The 16674-nt window shown below is 61.8% G+C and carries 15 protein-coding genes and 2 tRNA genes; 14 read left to right on the plus strand and 3 right to left on the minus strand.

Annotation, left to right across the window (positions count from 1 at the left end; translation table 11 throughout):
* Positions 1-85: 85 nt before the first annotated feature.
* The 4 genes from pyrH (at position 86) to AC1XDK_RS03515 (ending at position 4785) form a co-directional block, all read left to right on the plus strand.
* The gene (gene pyrH / locus AC1XDK_RS03500) at positions 86-805 is read left to right on the plus strand and encodes a UMP kinase (RefSeq protein ID WP_483348379.1); all 720 of its coding nucleotides are present in this window, start codon (positions 86-88) and stop codon (positions 803-805) included.
* Positions 802-2457, plus strand: a complete 1656-nt coding sequence (lysS, locus tag AC1XDK_RS03505; protein WP_483348380.1) for a lysine--tRNA ligase — start codon at positions 802-804, stop codon at positions 2455-2457. Before pyrH ends, lysS begins: the two co-directional genes overlap by 4 nt.
* A gap of 144 nt (positions 2458-2601) precedes the next feature.
* Complete coding sequence (locus tag AC1XDK_RS03510; protein ID WP_483348381.1) at positions 2602-2904, plus strand: hypothetical protein; 303 nt, start codon at positions 2602-2604, stop codon at positions 2902-2904.
* A gap of 72 nt (positions 2905-2976) precedes the next feature.
* Entirely contained in the window at positions 2977-4785 is a 1809-nt protein-coding gene (locus AC1XDK_RS03515) for a site-2 protease family protein (RefSeq protein WP_483348382.1), read from the plus strand.
* Between the two features lie 43 nt (positions 4786-4828).
* Here the strand turns inward: AC1XDK_RS03515 and AC1XDK_RS03520 are convergent, their stop codons facing one another.
* A complete protein-coding gene (locus AC1XDK_RS03520; protein ID WP_483348383.1) occupies positions 4829-5344 on the minus strand; it encodes a PadR family transcriptional regulator in 516 nt (171 codons plus the stop codon).
* 125 nt (positions 5345-5469) lie between these two features.
* Between AC1XDK_RS03520 and AC1XDK_RS03525 the strand changes: the two genes are divergently transcribed.
* The 5 genes from AC1XDK_RS03525 (at position 5470) to AC1XDK_RS03545 (ending at position 10327) form a co-directional block, all read left to right on the plus strand.
* A complete protein-coding gene (locus AC1XDK_RS03525) occupies positions 5470-6990 on the plus strand; it encodes a heme-binding protein (protein ID WP_483348384.1) in 1521 nt (506 codons plus the stop codon).
* A 206-nt stretch (positions 6991-7196) separates the two neighbouring features.
* A complete protein-coding gene (locus AC1XDK_RS03530; protein ID WP_483348385.1) occupies positions 7197-8096 on the plus strand; it encodes an acyltransferase in 900 nt (299 codons plus the stop codon).
* A 39-nt stretch (positions 8097-8135) separates the two neighbouring features.
* Positions 8136-9215 carry a PQQ-dependent sugar dehydrogenase gene (locus AC1XDK_RS03535; RefSeq protein ID WP_483348386.1) on the plus strand — a complete coding sequence of 360 codons (1080 nt, stop codon included), beginning with the start codon at positions 8136-8138 and terminating at the stop codon, positions 9213-9215.
* Positions 9216-9287: 72 nt separating this feature from the next.
* A complete protein-coding gene (locus AC1XDK_RS03540) occupies positions 9288-9581 on the plus strand; it encodes a DUF7577 domain-containing protein (RefSeq protein ID WP_483348387.1) in 294 nt (97 codons plus the stop codon).
* A gap of 35 nt (positions 9582-9616) precedes the next feature.
* A complete protein-coding gene (locus tag AC1XDK_RS03545; protein ID WP_483348388.1) occupies positions 9617-10327 on the plus strand; it encodes an Nmad3 family putative nucleotide modification protein in 711 nt (236 codons plus the stop codon).
* Positions 10328-10455: 128 nt separating this feature from the next.
* On the opposite strand, the gene AC1XDK_RS03550 is transcribed toward AC1XDK_RS03545, so the two are convergent.
* Positions 10456-10526, minus strand: a tRNA-Gly gene (locus AC1XDK_RS03550).
* 208 nt (positions 10527-10734) lie between these two features.
* Here AC1XDK_RS03550 and AC1XDK_RS03555 point away from each other — a divergent pair.
* The gene (locus AC1XDK_RS03555) at positions 10735-11529 is read left to right on the plus strand and encodes an NAD+ synthase (RefSeq protein WP_483348389.1); all 795 of its coding nucleotides are present in this window, start codon (positions 10735-10737) and stop codon (positions 11527-11529) included.
* A gap of 75 nt (positions 11530-11604) precedes the next feature.
* On the opposite strand, the gene AC1XDK_RS03560 is transcribed toward AC1XDK_RS03555, so the two are convergent.
* Positions 11605-12303, minus strand: a complete 699-nt coding sequence (locus AC1XDK_RS03560; protein WP_483348390.1) for an enoyl-CoA hydratase/isomerase family protein — start codon at positions 12301-12303, stop codon at positions 11605-11607.
* Positions 12304-12362: 59 nt separating this feature from the next.
* Between AC1XDK_RS03560 and AC1XDK_RS03565 the strand changes: the two genes are divergently transcribed.
* The 4 genes from AC1XDK_RS03565 to AC1XDK_RS03580 all read left to right on the plus strand — a co-directional run bounded on the left by AC1XDK_RS03565 (position 12363) and on the right by AC1XDK_RS03580 (position 16620).
* The gene (locus AC1XDK_RS03565; protein WP_483348391.1) at positions 12363-13004 is read left to right on the plus strand and encodes a DUF7114 family protein; all 642 of its coding nucleotides are present in this window, start codon (positions 12363-12365) and stop codon (positions 13002-13004) included.
* 51 nt (positions 13005-13055) lie between these two features.
* Positions 13056-13127 (plus strand) — tRNA-Thr (locus AC1XDK_RS03570).
* Between the two features lie 163 nt (positions 13128-13290).
* Positions 13291-13950, plus strand: coding sequence for a potassium channel family protein (locus AC1XDK_RS03575; protein WP_483348392.1), 660 nt, complete (start codon positions 13291-13293; stop codon positions 13948-13950).
* A gap of 843 nt (positions 13951-14793) precedes the next feature.
* Positions 14794-16620, plus strand: coding sequence for an LEA/WHy family protein (locus tag AC1XDK_RS03580; RefSeq protein ID WP_483348393.1), 1827 nt, complete (start codon positions 14794-14796; stop codon positions 16618-16620).
* Positions 16621-16674 lie beyond the last annotated feature (54 nt).

Genomic DNA, 16674 nt, shown 5'->3' on the forward strand with positions numbered 1-16674 from the left:
ACGTACAGGCGGGAGCGAGGCGCTTTTAGCCTTCGGTCGGAAGTTGAGAACGCTTAAGGCCGCGTCCGGGTAAGACGGCGATAGCATGAAGGTGGTCGTTTCTATCGGCGGTAGCGTGCTCGCGCCGGACTTAGAGTCACAACGGGTGCGTGGACACGCCGAAGTCATCGAATCGCTCGCAACGGAGGGGTGTACCATCGGCGCGGTCGTCGGCGGCGGCGGCGTCGCGCGAGAGTACATCGGAACCGCGCGAAACCTCGGCGCGAACGAAATCGAACTGGACGATATCGGTATCGACGTGACGCGACTCAACGCGCGATTGCTCATCGCCGCCCTCGGCGAGCAGGCCGCCCCGAGTCCGGCGGAAACGTATGAGAAGGCGGGAACCGCAATGCACCGCGGCGATATCGCCGTCATGGGCGGCGTGATGCCCGGACAGACGACGGATGCCGTGAGCGCCGCGTTAGCGGAGTACACGAACGCGGACCTCCTCGTGTACGCCACGAGCGTAAACGGCGTGTACAGCGACGACCCGAACGAAGTCGCGGACGCGACGAAGTACGACGAACTCTCGGCGAGCGAACTCGTGGACGTCATCGCGGACCTCGAAATGACCGCGGGCAGTTCCGCGCCGGTGGACTTGCTGGCCGCGAAACTCATCGGGCGCTCGGGCGTCAGAACCATCGTTCTCGACGGAAAGGAACCGAAGCGAATCGCCGATGCGGTCCTCAACGGGGAACACAGCGGAACGGACATCATTCCGGAAGGAGCGGCTGACGAGATGACCTACTGGGTACAAGAATGAGCGCCGGGACGGCACCGATGGACGAACGCGACGAGACGGCATCGGAAACCCACCACGTCTTCTGGGCCGACGAGGTGGCCGACCGAATCGAGGCCCGAGACCCCGACGACCCCGTCGTCATCAAGGGTGGAATCTCGCCGTCGGGCGTTCCCCATCTCGGCAACGTCAACGAAATCATGCGGGGCTACTTCGTCGCCGAAGTGCTCCGCGACAGGGGCCACGAGGTACGACAGGTCTTCACCGCCGACGACCGCGACCCGCTTCGAAAGCTTCCCCGAAAGCTCGCGGACTTGGACGGCAACATCGTCGAACTGGGTGACGTGAACGCGGGAGCCCTCGGACGCAACCTCGGGAAACCGTACACCGACATCCCGGACCCGTTCGACTGCTGTGAGTCCTACGGCGAACACTTCTCGAAGCTCATCCAGCAGAGTGCGGACCTCTTGGGCGTCCCCATCGACGTGGTGTCGAACACCGAGATGTACACGTCCGGCGAGTTAGAAGACGTGACACGCGACCTCCTCGAAAATTCGGAGAAAGCCCGCGAGGTACTCGCGGAGTATCAGGACAAGGTGGACGGAGAGTACATCCCGTTCAACCCCATCTGCGAGGAGTGCGGCAAGGTGACGGAGACGGTGACGGGGTTCGACGTGGACGCGGGCACCGTCGAGTACGTCTGCACCGACCTGAAGGCGGGCGACAACGTCATCGACGGCTGCGGACACGAAGGCACGGCGACCCTGCGCGACGGAAAGCTCCCGTGGCGCTTCGAGTGGCCCGCCCAGTGGAAGACGCTCGGCGTGGACTTCGAACCGTTCGGCAAGGACCACGCGGAAGGGTCGTGGCCGAGCGGCGAGGACATCGCTCGGAACGTGATGGACTTCGAACCGCCGGTTCCGATGACCTACGAGTGGTTCACGCTCAACGGCAAGCCGTTCTCCTCCTCAGAGGGCAACATCGTACTCGTCTCCGAGGTGTTGGAACTGCTCGAACCCGATGTGTTGCGATACTTCTTCACCAAGGACCCGAACAAGGCGCGTGACTTCGACATCGACCGCCTCGACCTGCTCGTGGACGAGTTCGACCGCTTCGAGCGGATTTACTTCGGCGAGGAGGACGCCGACGAGCGCGAACGGGCGCTCGCCGAGCGGGTGTACCCGATGGTCGTGGACGAACCGCGGGAAGAGCGGATACGGATTCCGTACACGTTCGCCGCGATTCTCGGAATGACGGACGACCCGGAACTCCGCGAGGAAATCGCGCGACGAGAAGGGCACATCTCCGACGACGCACCCGAGTGGGCCGTCGAAGCCGCCCTCGCGCGTGTCGAGCGCGCTGAGGCGTGGGCACAGCGCACGGGCAACGAGTACGACTACGACCTGAAGCGAACCGAGCTTCCGGACGTCGACCTCGACAGCGAGACGGACGCCGCGCTGACGGAACTGGCCGCGTTCATCGGGGCGGGCCACGACGGCGACGAAATTCAGGGCGAAATCTACGAGACGGCAAAGCGCCACGACATCGATATCGGCGACTTCTTCGGCGTCGGCTATCAGCTCTTTTTCGGCGAGGAGCAGGGACCGAAACTCGGCCCGTTCCTCTCGAACCTGGACGAGGAGTTCGTTCTGCGGCGTCTGCGACGCCAAGACTGATCGCCAACAGAACTAAGTTGCTCGGAAGGTAGTACCTTATTACGTCCATCTAGCAAGGACATAACAAAGTACCTCCCAGTGGTACGGAAGGACGCACAGTCGATTGGCGACCAATTACGTCGACGACTAAACCGAAATAATATCATGGCCCTGATAGAACTCAATCTCGAGAAGCCAGCGTTGAAGCGAACCGAACTCGTCAAGGAATCCGAAGTCGAGACGGCAGAGGAACCCGAGGCGGAAACCGAAGCAGCGGAAGCGGACGTCGAAGAACCGGAAGCGGAGGAGACGAAGGGACGCGGCAAAGCCCGCACCTTCGCCCGTCGTGCTGCAGTTCTCGGCGGCACCGCCGCCGGTCTCGCCGCGGCCCGAAAGCTCCAGCAGAAACGGAGCGGAAAGGGCGAAGAAGAGCAGGAATTCGAAGAAGACTGGCAGACCGCGGAATAACGGACCGCGTTTCGAAGTTTTTTCACGTTCGTTCCCAAACGCCTTTGAGCGACGGCCCCCTTCGTTTCATCAATGGATACGCTCCTCTGGGTCCTTCTCGGACTCGCCGCCTACTGGTTCATCCTGCTCGGACTACGGGCGAACGATCTGTTGCCCTCCTATATCGGTATGCAGGGACCGGTGTTGACTCTGCACACGCGACGAGGAAGAAAGCTCATCGACCGTCTCGCACGGCCGAAACGGTTCTGGCGGGCGTGGGGGAACTTCGGACTCGGAATCGCGCTCGTCGTGATGGTCGGGACCTTCCTGCTCCTCGTCGTGCAGGCCGTCATCGTCGTGCAGAATCCGCCAGCGCCGACGGCGGTCACGCAACCCCGTAACGTGCTGGTCATTCCGGGCGTCAACGATTTCCTGCCGTTGTCCGTCGCCCCGGAAATCATGCTCGGCCTCCTCATCGGACTCGTGGTCCACGAGGGTGGCCACGGCATCTTCTGCCGCGTCGAGGACATCGAAATCCAGTCGATGGGACTCGCGCTCCTCGCGTTCCTCCCGGTCGGCGCGTTCGTCGAACCGGACGAGGAGAGCAGAAAGGACGCCGACAGGGGAAGTCAGAGCCGCATGTTCGCGGCGGGTGTGACGAACAACTTCGCGATAACCATCATCGCCTTCCTGCTCCTGTTCGGACCGGTGATGGCCTCGATTTCCGTCGCGTCCGGTGCGGCGGTCGGTGGGGTCTTTCCGGGGTCCGCGGCGGACAACGCGAACGTCCAGCGCGGCGACCGAATCGTCGGAGTGAACGGGACCGCCGTGAAGAGCAACGGCGACCTCCACGACAAACTCGCCGACATTCAAGGTCGGTCGGTGTCGGTGACGGTGAACCGCGACGGCGAGAAGCGCGAAACGACGATTCAGCGGTCGCTTCTCATCACCGGTGTCGCACAAGATTCGCCCTTCGCGGCGGGCGTCGAGAAGGGGGAAAACATCACGGCGGTCAACGGAAAATCGGTGTACACGGAGCGGACGCTGACCCGACAACTCGCGAGCAAAAACGTCTCCACCCTGACCGTGAACGGGACGAAAGTGAGCGGACCGGTTGGTGCGCTCTCCACCGTGCAGGCGGACGGACCCATCGGCAAGCAGACGGACTTGAACTCCGGTGACGCCGTCGTCATCACGTCGATAGACGGCAAGCGCATCCTGAACAGCAGCGAATTGAGCGCGACGCTCGGCGACTACGAGGCGGGACAGACGGTCACCGTCGAGGCCTACGTCAACCAGAGCGGAACGTACGTGCGCCACAGTTACGACGTGACGCTCGAGGACAACGGCAACGGGAAGGCCATCGTCGGCATCCTCGTCGCGCCGGGCGTGTCCGGAATCTCCGTGAGCAGTTTCGGAACCCAACTCTACCCGGCCGATACGTTCCACGACCTCGTTTCGGGTAGCTTCGTCTCCGTGTTCGGCGGAAACGGCGGCAACGGGCCGTTGACCACATTTTTCCTCGGTATCGCGGGGACGCTGTTGCTCCCGTTCGCCAGCCTCTCCATGCCCGTGGGGTACAACTTCGCGGGCTTCGTCGGATGGAACAGCAACTTCTACGCCGTACAGGGACCGCTGTCGGCCCTCGGCGGCGGTGCCTTCCTCTTGGCGAACGTGCTGTTCTGGACGGGATGGATCAACCTGAACCTCGGCTTCTTCAACTGCATCCCCGCGTTCCCGCTCGACGGCGGGCACATCCTCCGCATGGGTGCCGAGGCCATCGTCTCCCGTCTCCCGACGAGTCAAGGCCGACAGGTCACCACCATGATAACGACGACCATCGGACTGGTCATGCTCGCCAGTCTCCTGCTCATGGTGTTCGGGCCGCGACTGTTGGCCTGAACGGTCGAAGAAAAACAGAGCCGTTTTCGAATTCGGTAGCGGGTCAGTCTTCCAGACCCATCCGCTCGTAGAACTCCTCCGGCGTGTCGGGGATACGCTCGAAATCGCCGAAGTCGCGTTCGTGGTGACGAATTATCTGCTCGACGATCCACGCACTGAAGGTCTCGTCGAACTGCCATTCCCCCTCGGGACTTTCGACTTCGAACCGGTCGTCGGTCGCAAAGGAGACGTAGACGTGGTAGAAACCGAGGATGACGTCCGCGAACTCGCGGGCCTTCGTCCCGCTTTCCGTGCGTTTCTCGTCGAGTTCCTCCCGCCCCTCCTCGGTCAGTTTGAAGTATTTTCGGTCCGATTCGTCCTCACGCTCGATTCGTTCGGTCCATCCCTTGTCTTCGAACTTGTAGAGGATGGGGTACACCGACCCGTAGGACGGTTCCCAGTGGCCGCCGCTTATCTCGCGTATCTCTTTCAGTATCTCGTACCCGTACCGTGGTTTTTCGTCCAGAAGTTCGAGCACGAGGTACGATATCAGGCCTTTCGGCGGGCCACTTTTCCGCATCGGGTGTGGGTTTCAGTCGAGATTTTGAAAGGCTTTCGGTCGGGGCGACGCATACCGGAGGAGAACGAAGCGATACACGAACGAAACTCAAAAGTTCCTTGTCCGGTCGCTCCCAACGCTCACATATGCCGAAAAAAGCACCACCGACCCGCGAGGGGTGGTATGCGCTTCACGACTTTCGAACCGTCGACTGGGACTCGTGGCGAGACGCCCCGGAGCGGACTCGGGAGGCCGCACTGGCGGATGGCGTCGAGTTCTTGGGCACACACGAGAACGTGAGCGATGCGGAGGACGGCTCTTCGGCCGTGTTCAGCATCATGGGCCACGAAGCGGACCTGCTGATACTCCACTTCCGGCCGACCGTCGCTGCCCTCGACACCGCGGAACGCGCCTTCGAAGGAACCCAGTTCGCGGACTTCACGGAGCGGACCGACTCCTACACCTCCGTCACCGAAGTCGGGAGCTACACCTCCGACGAGATGGTGAAGGACCCGGAGGACATCGAGGACACCGGCATGGCCCGCTACGTGGCCAGCAAACTCTATCCCGATATCCCGGACGCGGAGTTCGTCTGTTTCTATCCGATGAGCAAACTCCGCGTGCCGGACGCAAACTGGTACGACACGCCGTACGACGAGCGCGCGGAGATGATGGCGAGCCACGGCGAAATCGGGAAGACCTACGCCGGAAAGGTAACCCAAATCATCACCGGCAGCATCGGCATGGAGGACTACGAGTGGGGCGTCGACCTGTTCAGCAACGACCCGACGCACATCAAGGACATTCTCTACGAGATGCGCTTCGACGAGGCGAGTTCCCGCTTCGCGGAGTTCGGTTCGTTCTCCTTCGGGCGGCGGTTTCCGCCGGAGGACCTCCCCGCGTTCATGGCCGGCGAGGAGATTCCGACGCCGGAGGACGCACATCCGCACGGCGACGGGCACGCACACGGTGACGGACATCACGGGAGCGGGCACGAACACGACGAAAGCCACGGCCACGGAGAGGAAGAATCGGATAGCCCGCACGGAACGGGTGAGGAAGAAGCCGAAGGCATCCGCGGCGAACTCCAAGACCTCGACATCTACGCCGGACAGCCACACGGCGAGGACGTGTACTCCATCGTACTGTACTCCGAGGCCGACGCGGACGAACTGTTCGAGGAAGTCGACGGTCTGCGGAAGAACTTCGACCACTACGACACGCACGTCAAGACGGCGGTCTACGAGGGCGACGAGCGCGCCGCCGTCGTGAGCATCTGGGACACCCAGAGCGCGGCCGAGACGGCGGGCGGATTCCTCTCCGACTTGCCCGGAGTCGTCGCCCGCGCTGGTGAACGTGGCGGTGGCCACGCAGGCGAGGAGAGTGGCTTCGGCACGATGGGGATGTTCTACACCGTCAAGCCCGAACACCGCGAGGATTTCGTCGAGAAGTTCGGAACGGTCGGCGAAGTCCTCGCGGATATGGAGGGGCACTTCGACTCCGAACTGCTTTCGAACCACGAGGACGAAAACGACATGTTCATCGCCAGCCAGTGGCGCTCGAAGGACGACGCGATGGACTTCTTCCGAAGCGACGACTTCAGGAACACGGTTAGCTGGGGCCGAGACGTTCTGGCCGACCGCCCGCGACACGTCTTCTTGGCTTGAGTAGCTAAGGCGACAAATATTGCCGTTTTTAATTCGACACGGACATCGGTTCGGACCGGAAAACGAGCCACAAAGAACTCGGTACCCTTCTTCCAATTCCAAACGAAGGCGAAAATCGAAGACCGGGCACTCGCCGCCGCAACCAAAACCCCCTTCCCCACGGAAGAGTTACTAAGCGATAAGAAAATAGAGAGTGAAATAAGCCAATGACAAAGCGACACGTCACACTCCCCGAGTCCGCGGAAGCGGGCGTACGCGGGTTTATCGACGAAGTGGACGAACGACTCGCAAGTGACGAGGACACGTGCAGGGTGGTGAAGGAGGTGCTCATCGACCTGCACGGCGACCGGGACGCCTACGAATCGTGGCAGAACGGCGAACCGGTGTCGAACGCGGAACGCGTTCGCCTCCAGAGCTACGACCCCTGTAACTCGACGCTGGAAAGCGAATACTACGCCGAGAAGGACGAGGAGAAGTTCCGAACGTCCAAACACCTCCAGTGGCTCTGGCGGCAGTTCGACGCGACGCCGATGGCCGACAACGTCGAGTTCGCCCTCCGATTCCGCGAGATGCTCGCAAACCACCTCTTCGAGGAGGCGGGCGAGAACCTCCGCATCTTCAAGGGCGTCTCGATGACCTACGGCCACAACATCTCGGTCGGCGACAACACGGTCATCCACGACGACGTCCACCTCGACGACCGGGGCAAGTTGACCATCGGCAACCGCTGTTCCATCAGCGACAACGTACACATCTACAGTCACGACCACGATATCACCGACCAGACGGACGTGACGAACTTCCACACGATAATCGAGGACGACGCCCGCGTGACCTACGACGCGATGGTACGTGCCGGAATGAAAATCGGCGAAGACGCCGTCGTCGGCGCACGCTCCGTCGTTCAGAGCGACATCCCGGCACATCACATCGCTGTCGGAACGCCCGCAAAGAGCATCAAAATCAAGCCCGAATGGGAAGACGAGGCCGCTCCGTTGGACGATATTCCGCCGACGGAGAAGGAGTCACGGCGCATCGACTACGAACTACCCGAGGACTTCGAACAGTTCGACGAGTTCCAACGCACTCTCGATTCGTCGGAGTAACCCGTATCGCTTTTCTCCTATCAATCCGTCATGTGGAGTATGCGACGACGCACGTACCTCCAATCGTTGGCACTCGGTATCGCAGGACTCGCCGGGTGTATGAAATCCCCCGGACGCTCCACGGGCACGACGACGATGAACGGGGAGCGGGGAGTGCGTGTCAAAACGGTCGCCATGAACCTCGAAGTTCCGTGGGGTGCGGATTTCTCCTCCGACGGCGACCTCTATTTTACCGAGCGACCGGGTCGAATCCGACGAATTCGGGACAACAACCACGAGATAATCGCCGACATGACCAACCGAATCGAGGAGGCAGGCGAAGGCGGGTTACTCGGCCTCGCGTTTCACCCGAAAAAGGAGGATTTGGCGTACACGTGTCAGACGTACGAGAAGAGCGGAACCCTGCAGAATCGGGTCGTCCGCCATCGCGTCAGCGATGGCTTCGAACGGGAGATGGTCGTCCTCGATGGGATTCCGGCGGCGTCGAACCACGACGGTGGGAGGCTGCTGATTCACGACGATGCGCTGTTCGTCACCACGGGGGATGCGTCGGACAGCGAGCAGGCACAGAACACGGACTCGTTGGCCGGGAAGGTCCTCAGGCTAACGTTGGATGGGCAACCACACCGCGACAATCCCTTCGACAACGAGGTGTTCACCTACGGGCACCGGAATCCCGAAGGGCTCGCGTTCCGCGACGGAACCCTGTTCAGCACGGAACACGGTCCGGACGTGAACGACGAAATCAACGTCCTCGAAGCGGGGAACAACTACGGGTGGCCCGACGTGACCGGAAAGAGCAGGGAGTACACGGACCCGATAGCGACGTACACCCCGACCATCGCACCCGGCGGGGCGACGTTCTACGACGGCCCGATTTCACAGTGGAAGGGCGACTTCTTCTTCGGGTCGCTCGTCGGCACGCACCTCCATCGAGTGCGAATCGACGGACGAAACGTGGTCGAACAGGAGCGCCTGCTGAACGGCGAGTACGGACGTCTTCGAACCACCTTCACCGGACCGAACGGGGACCTGTACGTGATGACGAGCAACCGAGATGGCCGGGCCGAGAATCCCGCACCCCAGGACGACCGTATCCTCAAACTCCAACCTGCGTAATCCGTAAATCCGTTCAATTCAAAAACACTTCTGAATCCTGTCGTGCGAAGCTACCAAGTATCATGGTGGCGTATGACATGGTATCCCATGAACGTCTGGGGGTGGATAATCCTGTACGTCGTCCTGTTCGTAGGCCTACAGCTCCTTATCTACCGATATCTACGGAGTGAGGACGATTCGCCGCTGTTCGCGTCTACGCCGTCCGGACCCGACGGAGGGATTCCCGACGACATTCGGCGGGAGAGTATCCTCGAAGAGTTCAGCGACGAGAACGGCGACATGCGCGTCTGTCCGCACTGCGGCACGGAAAACGGGACCGAGTACACGTTCTGTCGCGAGTGTATCGGCCCGCTCGGCGTGTGGTAGTCACGTTTTTCCCGACCGCCAACCCACCGTGAGACATGCCTCGCGCCGTCGCCATCAACGTCGCCGCCAACACGAACCAACCCGGCGTTCGCGGCCCGATTTTCCCGGACGGGCGGTTCGAGTATCTCCCGATACCGGAATCGGAACCGACCGAACGACGGGTTCCGACCTATGCCGACCTCGAAACGACCGTCGAACTCCCGGACGGAGCGGACGAACTGCCCGTCCACCTCGACCCGGAGTTCGCGGAGTACCCCTGCTGTGAACGCTACACCTACGGCGACCCATTCGGCGTCAAAGCCCGACCGCTGCTGTCGCTGACTGCGGGCGATTACGTCCTCTTCTACGCGACGCTCTCGACGGCCGGAGAACCGAATCGAGAGTGGATTTCACCGAAGTGGGGGACGTACATCATCGGCCAGTTCCGTCTGGCACGCGACCCGATTTCCGGCGAGGAGTTCGCGGAACTCCCGGCGGAGACGCGAGCGGTCTTCGAGAACAACGCCCACCTGAAGCGCGAGGAGTTCGACGCGAAGGTGTTGGTAGAAGGTGGGAAAGACGAATCGGGACTGTACGAAACCGCGATTCCGCTGAGCAGTCCGGAGACGGGGGCGACGGCCAACCGAATCGTGACCGAACTGTCGAGCGATTCCGGAAAGGGACCGTGGTGGCGGCGGCCGATGAAATTTGATGCGGACGGAGTAGAAGAAGTTTTGGAGGTGCGAAGGGACGAACGCTACCGCTGACGAGCGGCGATTCGAAAATACACCGACCGGGAGTGAACCGAGCGAGACGACCTCGCTTCGCTCGACTGCGACTCGCTTGCTCAACGCCCGCGGGCGCATCCGCTCATCACGTTCGTTCCTCGCAAGGATGCACCGACCGGGAGTTGAACCCGGGCTATAAGCTTGGGAAGCTTATGTCCTGCCACTAGACCACCGGTGCATACTCTCGCTTCGCGTCGAGTATGCACCGTGATTCGCAAATCCATCGGATTTGCTCACCACCGGTGCTTTGAACTCGATAACGAAAGCGAGCAGTTACCTCACTTTCCCGTTCATTCCGTGCTCACTTCAACGTAGCGTTTCGGACGTTCGTCCAGAAATGTGACGAGGAGGGGAGGTTTTAGTCACCTGCGTTCCTACTGGCGTACATGATAGACCTCGAACTGTCGGACGAGGAACTCGACGCACACCGCGACCACATCGTGTCGTTCATCCGCGAGACGGTGGCAGACGCGGGAACTGACTCGGCAGTCCTCGGCCTGTCGGGCGGTATCGACAGCACGCTGACGGCCTACCTCGCGGCGGAAGCGCTGGGAACGGAGAACCTCCACGGACTCGTCATGCCCGGCGCGGTGAGCCGGGAGGACAACATGAGCGACGCCGAGTGGGTCGCCACGGAACTCGGCATCACCTACGACGTGTTCGAAATCAATCCCATCGTGGACACGTTCCTCGACGCCTACTCGGAGGCGGAAGGACATCAAATGGCGGTCGGCAACGCACGTGCCCGAACTCGAGCAGTGATGAACTACCTCGTCGCCAACACCGAGGGGTCGGTCGTCCTCGGAACCGGCAACCGAACCGAAGCGCTGGTCGGGTACTTCACGAAGTACGGCGACGGCGCGGTGGACTGCCATCCCATCGGAAACCTCTACAAACAGCAGGTGCGCCAACTCGCAAAGCACGTCGGCGTGACCGACGAACTCGCCGAAAAGGAAGCGACTGCGGGGCTGTGGGCCGGACAGACCGACGAGGAGGAGTTGGGTATCGACTACGACACGCTCGATGCAATTCTGGCGTTGCACGTGGACGGCCCGCTGTCAGTCTCGGCGACGGCGCGGCAGGTCGAGGGTGCGACGGAAGAGGACGTGCGACGAATCGGCGGGATGTACGAGCGAAGCGAGCACAAACGCGCCGCGCCGCCAGCGCCCGAGTCGTTGTAGATATCCCCCGCACGTTCTTTCGTCCTACTCTTTCCTCTCCTATTTTTCCCGCTTCTCTACCGTCTACCCGTGCTATCACTCGCGTCGCGCAGCGATGTCGTCGGCGTTCGCCGCGACCAGTTTTCCGAACACATCCGCCTCACGGGCCAGTTGGTCGGACCGCGACGAGCGGTCACGGATTCGGCCCTTGATGGCACGAAGTGCGTCGGGGTCGTTCGCCGCGAGTTCGTCGGCCACAGCGCGCGGTCGGTCGGTGACGCGGGAAACCAGTCCCATCCGGTGGGCTTCGGCGGCGTCGATGACGCGCCCCGAAAGTGCGAGGTCGAGCGCGTCACCCATCCCGACGATTTCCGGGAGGCGGGCCGTCCCGCCCCACGCGCCGAAGATGCCGAGGCCGACGCCCGGTTCGGCGAACGTCGCGTCGGGGGTGGCTATCCGCAGGTCACACGCGAGCGCGAGTTCGACGCCGCCGCCGCGCGCCGGGCCGTCGATTCCGGCGACGACGACGCTTTCTGCGCCCTCGATATCGTCCGCTACCCGCTGGCCGTGGGTGGCGAGCGCGTTCGCCGACTCCTCGTCCGACCCGGCCACCACGTCGAGGTCCGCACCGGCACAGAAAGCCGTGCCCGCGCCACGGAGAAAGACGACAGGTTGTTCGGCCTCCCGAACTGCTTCGGCGAGGGCGTCCAACCCGGCGAGGGTGAGCGCGTTTCTTCGCTCCCGGCGGTCGATGGTTACGATCCTAATTTTCGGGTCGTCAGCGATGCGAATCATGGGAATCGGTTGGAGTCGCTTTCCAAAGGTCTTTGGCGATTCCGTCGTAAGTTCCGACAATGGAAGAGGCCGCCCGGGCGCGCGGAGCTGCGCGCGAGGCTATCGGGGATATCACGCCAGCGCACCTCCGCGACCACATCGACGGACTGCTGAAGTCATCGACGGTCGTTCCGGGGGTATTGACGGTGCTGAGCGCACAAGCGGTCGAGAGCGGAGCTAGCGCCACGGAAGTCGAGACCCGTGCCGCCGGGGTCCAACTCATCTACGAAGGATTGGGTCTCACCCGAACGCTCGCACGCGACGAACCGTGGACCGACGACCCACCGCACACCGAGAGCAACGTCGCCATCCTAGCGGCGGACGTGATGGTGTCGCGCGGATTTTCCCTGTTGGCTCGAACGGAAGCGGCCGATACGGCCGTTCGGACCGTCAAATCGTTCGGTCGGGACCAGACCGAGCGCCGGGCCGAGAACGCGCTCGAAACCGACGTGTTCGAACTCGCTATCGTCGCGGGGACGACGGCCACCGGCGGCGACGTTCCCACCGGTATCCGACGATACGCCGAACGCCTCGCCGTTACGGTCGCCAACCGCGACTCGCCGGAGATGCTCTTCGATGAGGCGGTAGATGTGCTGACAAAACTGTCGGGGAGACAGCCGAATTGGGGCGACGAAACCCCGTCGTCGGCCACCGATCCCTGACGCGAATCGAAACGCCTAAACCCGATTCGGCGTGTAGAAATTATTGCCCGCGCCTGGGTAGCTTAGCGGTAAAGCGCGTCCTTGGTAAGGACGAGAGCCCGGGTTCAAATCCCGGCCTAGGCTTTCTTCGACACTTTCCTTTCAGCGGTAGCTCCCATCTTGGAGAAACCGTCAGTTACCCGTTATCGCTGGCTCGGGGTGGATGGTGAAGTGGACTCACGGTGAGTCGCCAAACGATCTCGATTCTGACACCAACGTTTTTGTCCCTGCCGTGCTATTCGAACCCATGCAATTTGTTATCGTGGGATACGGACGCGTGGGAATACGGACCTCTCAAATCCTCTCCGAGGAAGGTCACGATGTAGTTATCGTGGAGGACGACCCGGACAAAGCGAACCGAGCGCGCGATGACGGATTCGAGGTCATCGAGGGAGACGGCTCGGACGAGACCATCCTGACCGAGGCGGGCGTCGACACCGCGGACGCTCTCGGCGGGCTGACGGGCGACCTGAACGTCAACTTCGCGGCCTGCATGGTCGGCAAACATCACGGCTGTCGGACCGTCATGCGCATCGACGAGGATTATCGAGAGGACATCTACCACAAATACGCGGACGACGTGGACGAGGTCATCTATCCCGAACGACTCGGGGCCGCGGGCGCGAAGACGGCGATGCTGGGCGGGGATTTCGACGTCATCGCGGACCTGACCGAGAGCCTGCAGTTGACGACGATGACGATTCCGGACGACTCGTCGCTCGTGGGCACGCGCGTTCACGCGGTGGAACTACCGACCGACGCGCGAATCTACGCCCACGGTCGGAACAAAGAACGGATGACCATTCCCCTCCCGGGGACGAAACTCGAAGCGGGTGATCGGGTCGCACTCATCGCTGCACAGGAGGCGCTCCCTTCGGTACGCGAGCGACTACAGGCGAGCGCCTGAGAAGTACCGTTCGGTGTTCGATTTCGAGGAGTAACCGGATTCGTATTTTCGAGAAGTACGGCGCGACGAGCGACGGCGACGTGTCTTCGGATATGTCGTCACGAAGCGAAAAACGATTGGGCAGCGCGGGGTTCTAGGGTCGTCCGGGACGAGAACTTTCGTGGGGGGGTTGGTGACACTGTAACGGGAAGCCAACCCGTCGCCAGAGCCCCCGGCCCCGCCGGGAGACCCACCGCGAGACTGCGACACGCTTCGCGCCCGAGCCGTCGGGCGCAACTGTACGAATGGCTGGATACCCCTTTGTTATGTGCTGTTTGTCGGGGAAACAGGTAGCCTCTGACCCAATCAGGGCGGGTCTACGATGATGAAAGCGTGTCCTACGAGGGTAAAACGTCGCACCACGCAAAGGGGGAGTACCGAGCGGAGGGGGTGGGAGAGCGAGGGATTTCAGGGTGCTGTGGGTGGTGTGTGCCGGGCGCGCGGAGTGGGAGGATGGGAGAGAGGGTGTTGTGCGCGCCCGTTTCCGGATGAGTATGGCGAGGACTTAAAACCGCGTCAGACGGCCGTATGCCTCCGCCGCTATCCGCGGGGTCATACACGCCCTCCGCGAGACGCGCCGCCGAACACTGACCCGGAGCGGGCGTTTCCGCTGACGAGAACAGTTTGTTATACGATAATTCGGACTCGTTAACGACGTTCGAAACACACGAAAATCCGACTGTTCTACCGACAGTTCCCACTGTGTCGTGTGGATAATTACAGGTAAATTTATTTGGTAGTGGGTGCGAATTGACCCGATGATGAACTGTGTGATAGAGGATATATCGAAGATGGAGGAATACGATGGCGGTTCGTAGCATCATCGGGAAGGCACTCGTCGCCATGTTGACCCTCTGTATCGTGACTGCGGGAGGGGTCGGAATCGCGTTGACGTCCGGGATAGTGACGGTCGGGCAACCGAGCGTCGAAAGCGTCCAAACGGAGTGGGGAGCGGTCACCCCGAAAACGACGGAGATTCGGACGAACATCGCGGTGAACAACCCCAGTTCGGTCGGAATACCGAGCGTGGCGGACGTCAACTACGAAGTCGGGATGAACGACGTGACAGTCGCCTCGGGGCAAGTCAGCAACCTCGGCCTCCCGTCCGGGGAGTCCACGATTTCGATGACGACCAACATGGACAACGGGAAGATACCGGCGTGGTGGGCGACCCACATCAACAACGGCGAGAAGACGACGGTCAGCATCACGCCGTCCATCAGCGTTCCACTGTTCTCGAAGGACCTCCCCGTACAGGAGAAAACGTTCGAAACCGACCTCCTCAGCGCGTTCGACAGTACCGAGATGCGCACGATGACCGCCGGAGACGAGGAGATATTGCGGGTGACGGAGACGGACGCCTCGTGGGGTCACGCGACGGCGGAGAAAACGCCCCTGCACGTCAGCGCAACCGTCGAAAACCCGACCAGCGGCGAGGTGGTGTTCTCCCAACTCGGCTACAGCATCACGATGAACGACGTGACGGTCGCCAGCGGAACGACGGACGACGAAGTACACGTGGAATCCGAGGAGACGTCGTCGTTCAGCATCGACTCGGCGTTCGACAACGGAAAACTCCCCGAGTGGTGGCAAAGCCACGTCGAGAACGGCGAGAAGACGACGATGGACGTGCAGTTTTACGCGACCATCACCGAAGACGGTGAGACGAAGAAAGTCGAACTGCCGTTCCTGAGCAAGCGTATCGTCTTCACGACGGACGTCCTCGGCGGCGGCGAGACGACGACGAAGGAGGTCCCACGAAACGGGGCACAGTCGTTCGCCCCGCCGACGCTCCAGTCGCTCGAAAGCGAGTGGGTCGTCCCCGAAACGGGGAACACGGGCGTTCGAACCCACGCGACGGTGAGCAACCCGAACGAACCGGGGTCGGTGTTCGCCGACCACCTCTCGGTCGACGCCACGTACCGCGTGCTGATGAACGACGTATCGCTGGTCGAGAGCGAGACGACGGAGAAGATCGAACCGGGAACGACCGATTTCGACATCACCGGTGAGATCACGGACGAGAAGATACAGCGGTGGTGGGTCAGCCACGTCAACAACGACGAAAGGACGACCCGAACCCTCGAACGCGACGTGACCGTCGATGCTGGATTCGCCCGTCTCCCCGTGGGTGGAAAAGCCGACCGCGGAACCATCCGCACCGACATGCTCGGAGCGGTCGATTCGAACGCGAGTCAAACATACTCGGTCGCCGGACAACCGATAGGCCGCATCGAGAACGTGCAGGCGGACTGGGGTCACGCGACGATGGCGGAGACGCCCATCGAATCGTCCGCCACCGTGAAGAACGAGCGAAGCGATTCGGTTCACATCGTCGAAATCGGATCGAACATATCGATGAACGGCGTCGTGCTCTCCGACGAGTCGACGCGGAAGAACGTCGAAATCGGCCCGCACAGAGAGGTGACGGTGAACGACACGGTGACGCTCGACAACTCGAAACTCGGCCCGTGGTGGAAGACCCACCTTCGCCGCGGCGAGGAGAGTACGCTCGACGTCAGCTACTACGTCGTCATCGAGTATCGAGGATTCACTCAGCGAATCGACCTCGATTCGCTCAACTACCGGACGACGGTGAAGACGAACATCCTCGGCAACGAGTCGGCCTGAGACGACCCCTTTTCGTCGTCCGTGTTCCGGACAGACACATGGTAACTACTAGCA

The sequence above is a fragment of the Haladaptatus sp. HS23 genome (genome assembly GCF_056892285.1).

Excerpts from the sequence above, each read along its gene's own strand:
- AC1XDK_RS03510 (WP_483348381.1), top strand. The coding sequence starts at position 2,602 with ATGGCCCTGATAGAACTCAATCTCGAGAAGCCAGCGTTGAAGCGAACC.
- lysS (WP_483348380.1), top strand. The coding sequence starts at position 802 with ATGAGCGCCGGGACGGCACCGATGGACGAACGCGACGAGACGGCATCG.
- AC1XDK_RS03530 (WP_483348385.1), top strand. The coding sequence starts at position 7,197 with ATGACAAAGCGACACGTCACACTCCCCGAGTCCGCGGAAGCGGGCGTA.
- AC1XDK_RS03555 (WP_483348389.1), top strand. The coding sequence starts at position 10,735 with ATGATAGACCTCGAACTGTCGGACGAGGAACTCGACGCACACCGCGAC.
- AC1XDK_RS03580 (WP_483348393.1), top strand. The coding sequence starts at position 14,794 with ATGGCGGTTCGTAGCATCATCGGGAAGGCACTCGTCGCCATGTTGACC.
- AC1XDK_RS03525 (WP_483348384.1), top strand. The coding sequence starts at position 5,470 with ATGCCGAAAAAAGCACCACCGACCCGCGAGGGGTGGTATGCGCTTCAC.
- AC1XDK_RS03515 (WP_483348382.1), top strand. The coding sequence starts at position 2,977 with ATGGATACGCTCCTCTGGGTCCTTCTCGGACTCGCCGCCTACTGGTTC.
- AC1XDK_RS03565 (WP_483348391.1), top strand. The coding sequence starts at position 12,363 with ATGGAAGAGGCCGCCCGGGCGCGCGGAGCTGCGCGCGAGGCTATCGGG.
- AC1XDK_RS03575 (WP_483348392.1), top strand. The coding sequence starts at position 13,291 with ATGCAATTTGTTATCGTGGGATACGGACGCGTGGGAATACGGACCTCT.
- AC1XDK_RS03540 (WP_483348387.1), top strand. The coding sequence starts at position 9,288 with ATGACATGGTATCCCATGAACGTCTGGGGGTGGATAATCCTGTACGTC.
- AC1XDK_RS03535 (WP_483348386.1), top strand. The coding sequence starts at position 8,136 with ATGCGACGACGCACGTACCTCCAATCGTTGGCACTCGGTATCGCAGGA.
- AC1XDK_RS03545 (WP_483348388.1), top strand. The coding sequence starts at position 9,617 with ATGCCTCGCGCCGTCGCCATCAACGTCGCCGCCAACACGAACCAACCC.
- pyrH (WP_483348379.1), top strand. The coding sequence starts at position 86 with ATGAAGGTGGTCGTTTCTATCGGCGGTAGCGTGCTCGCGCCGGACTTA.
- AC1XDK_RS03560 (WP_483348390.1), bottom strand. The coding sequence starts at position 12,303 with ATGATTCGCATCGCTGACGACCCGAAAATTAGGATCGTAACCATCGAC.
- AC1XDK_RS03520 (WP_483348383.1), bottom strand. The coding sequence starts at position 5,344 with ATGCGGAAAAGTGGCCCGCCGAAAGGCCTGATATCGTACCTCGTGCTC.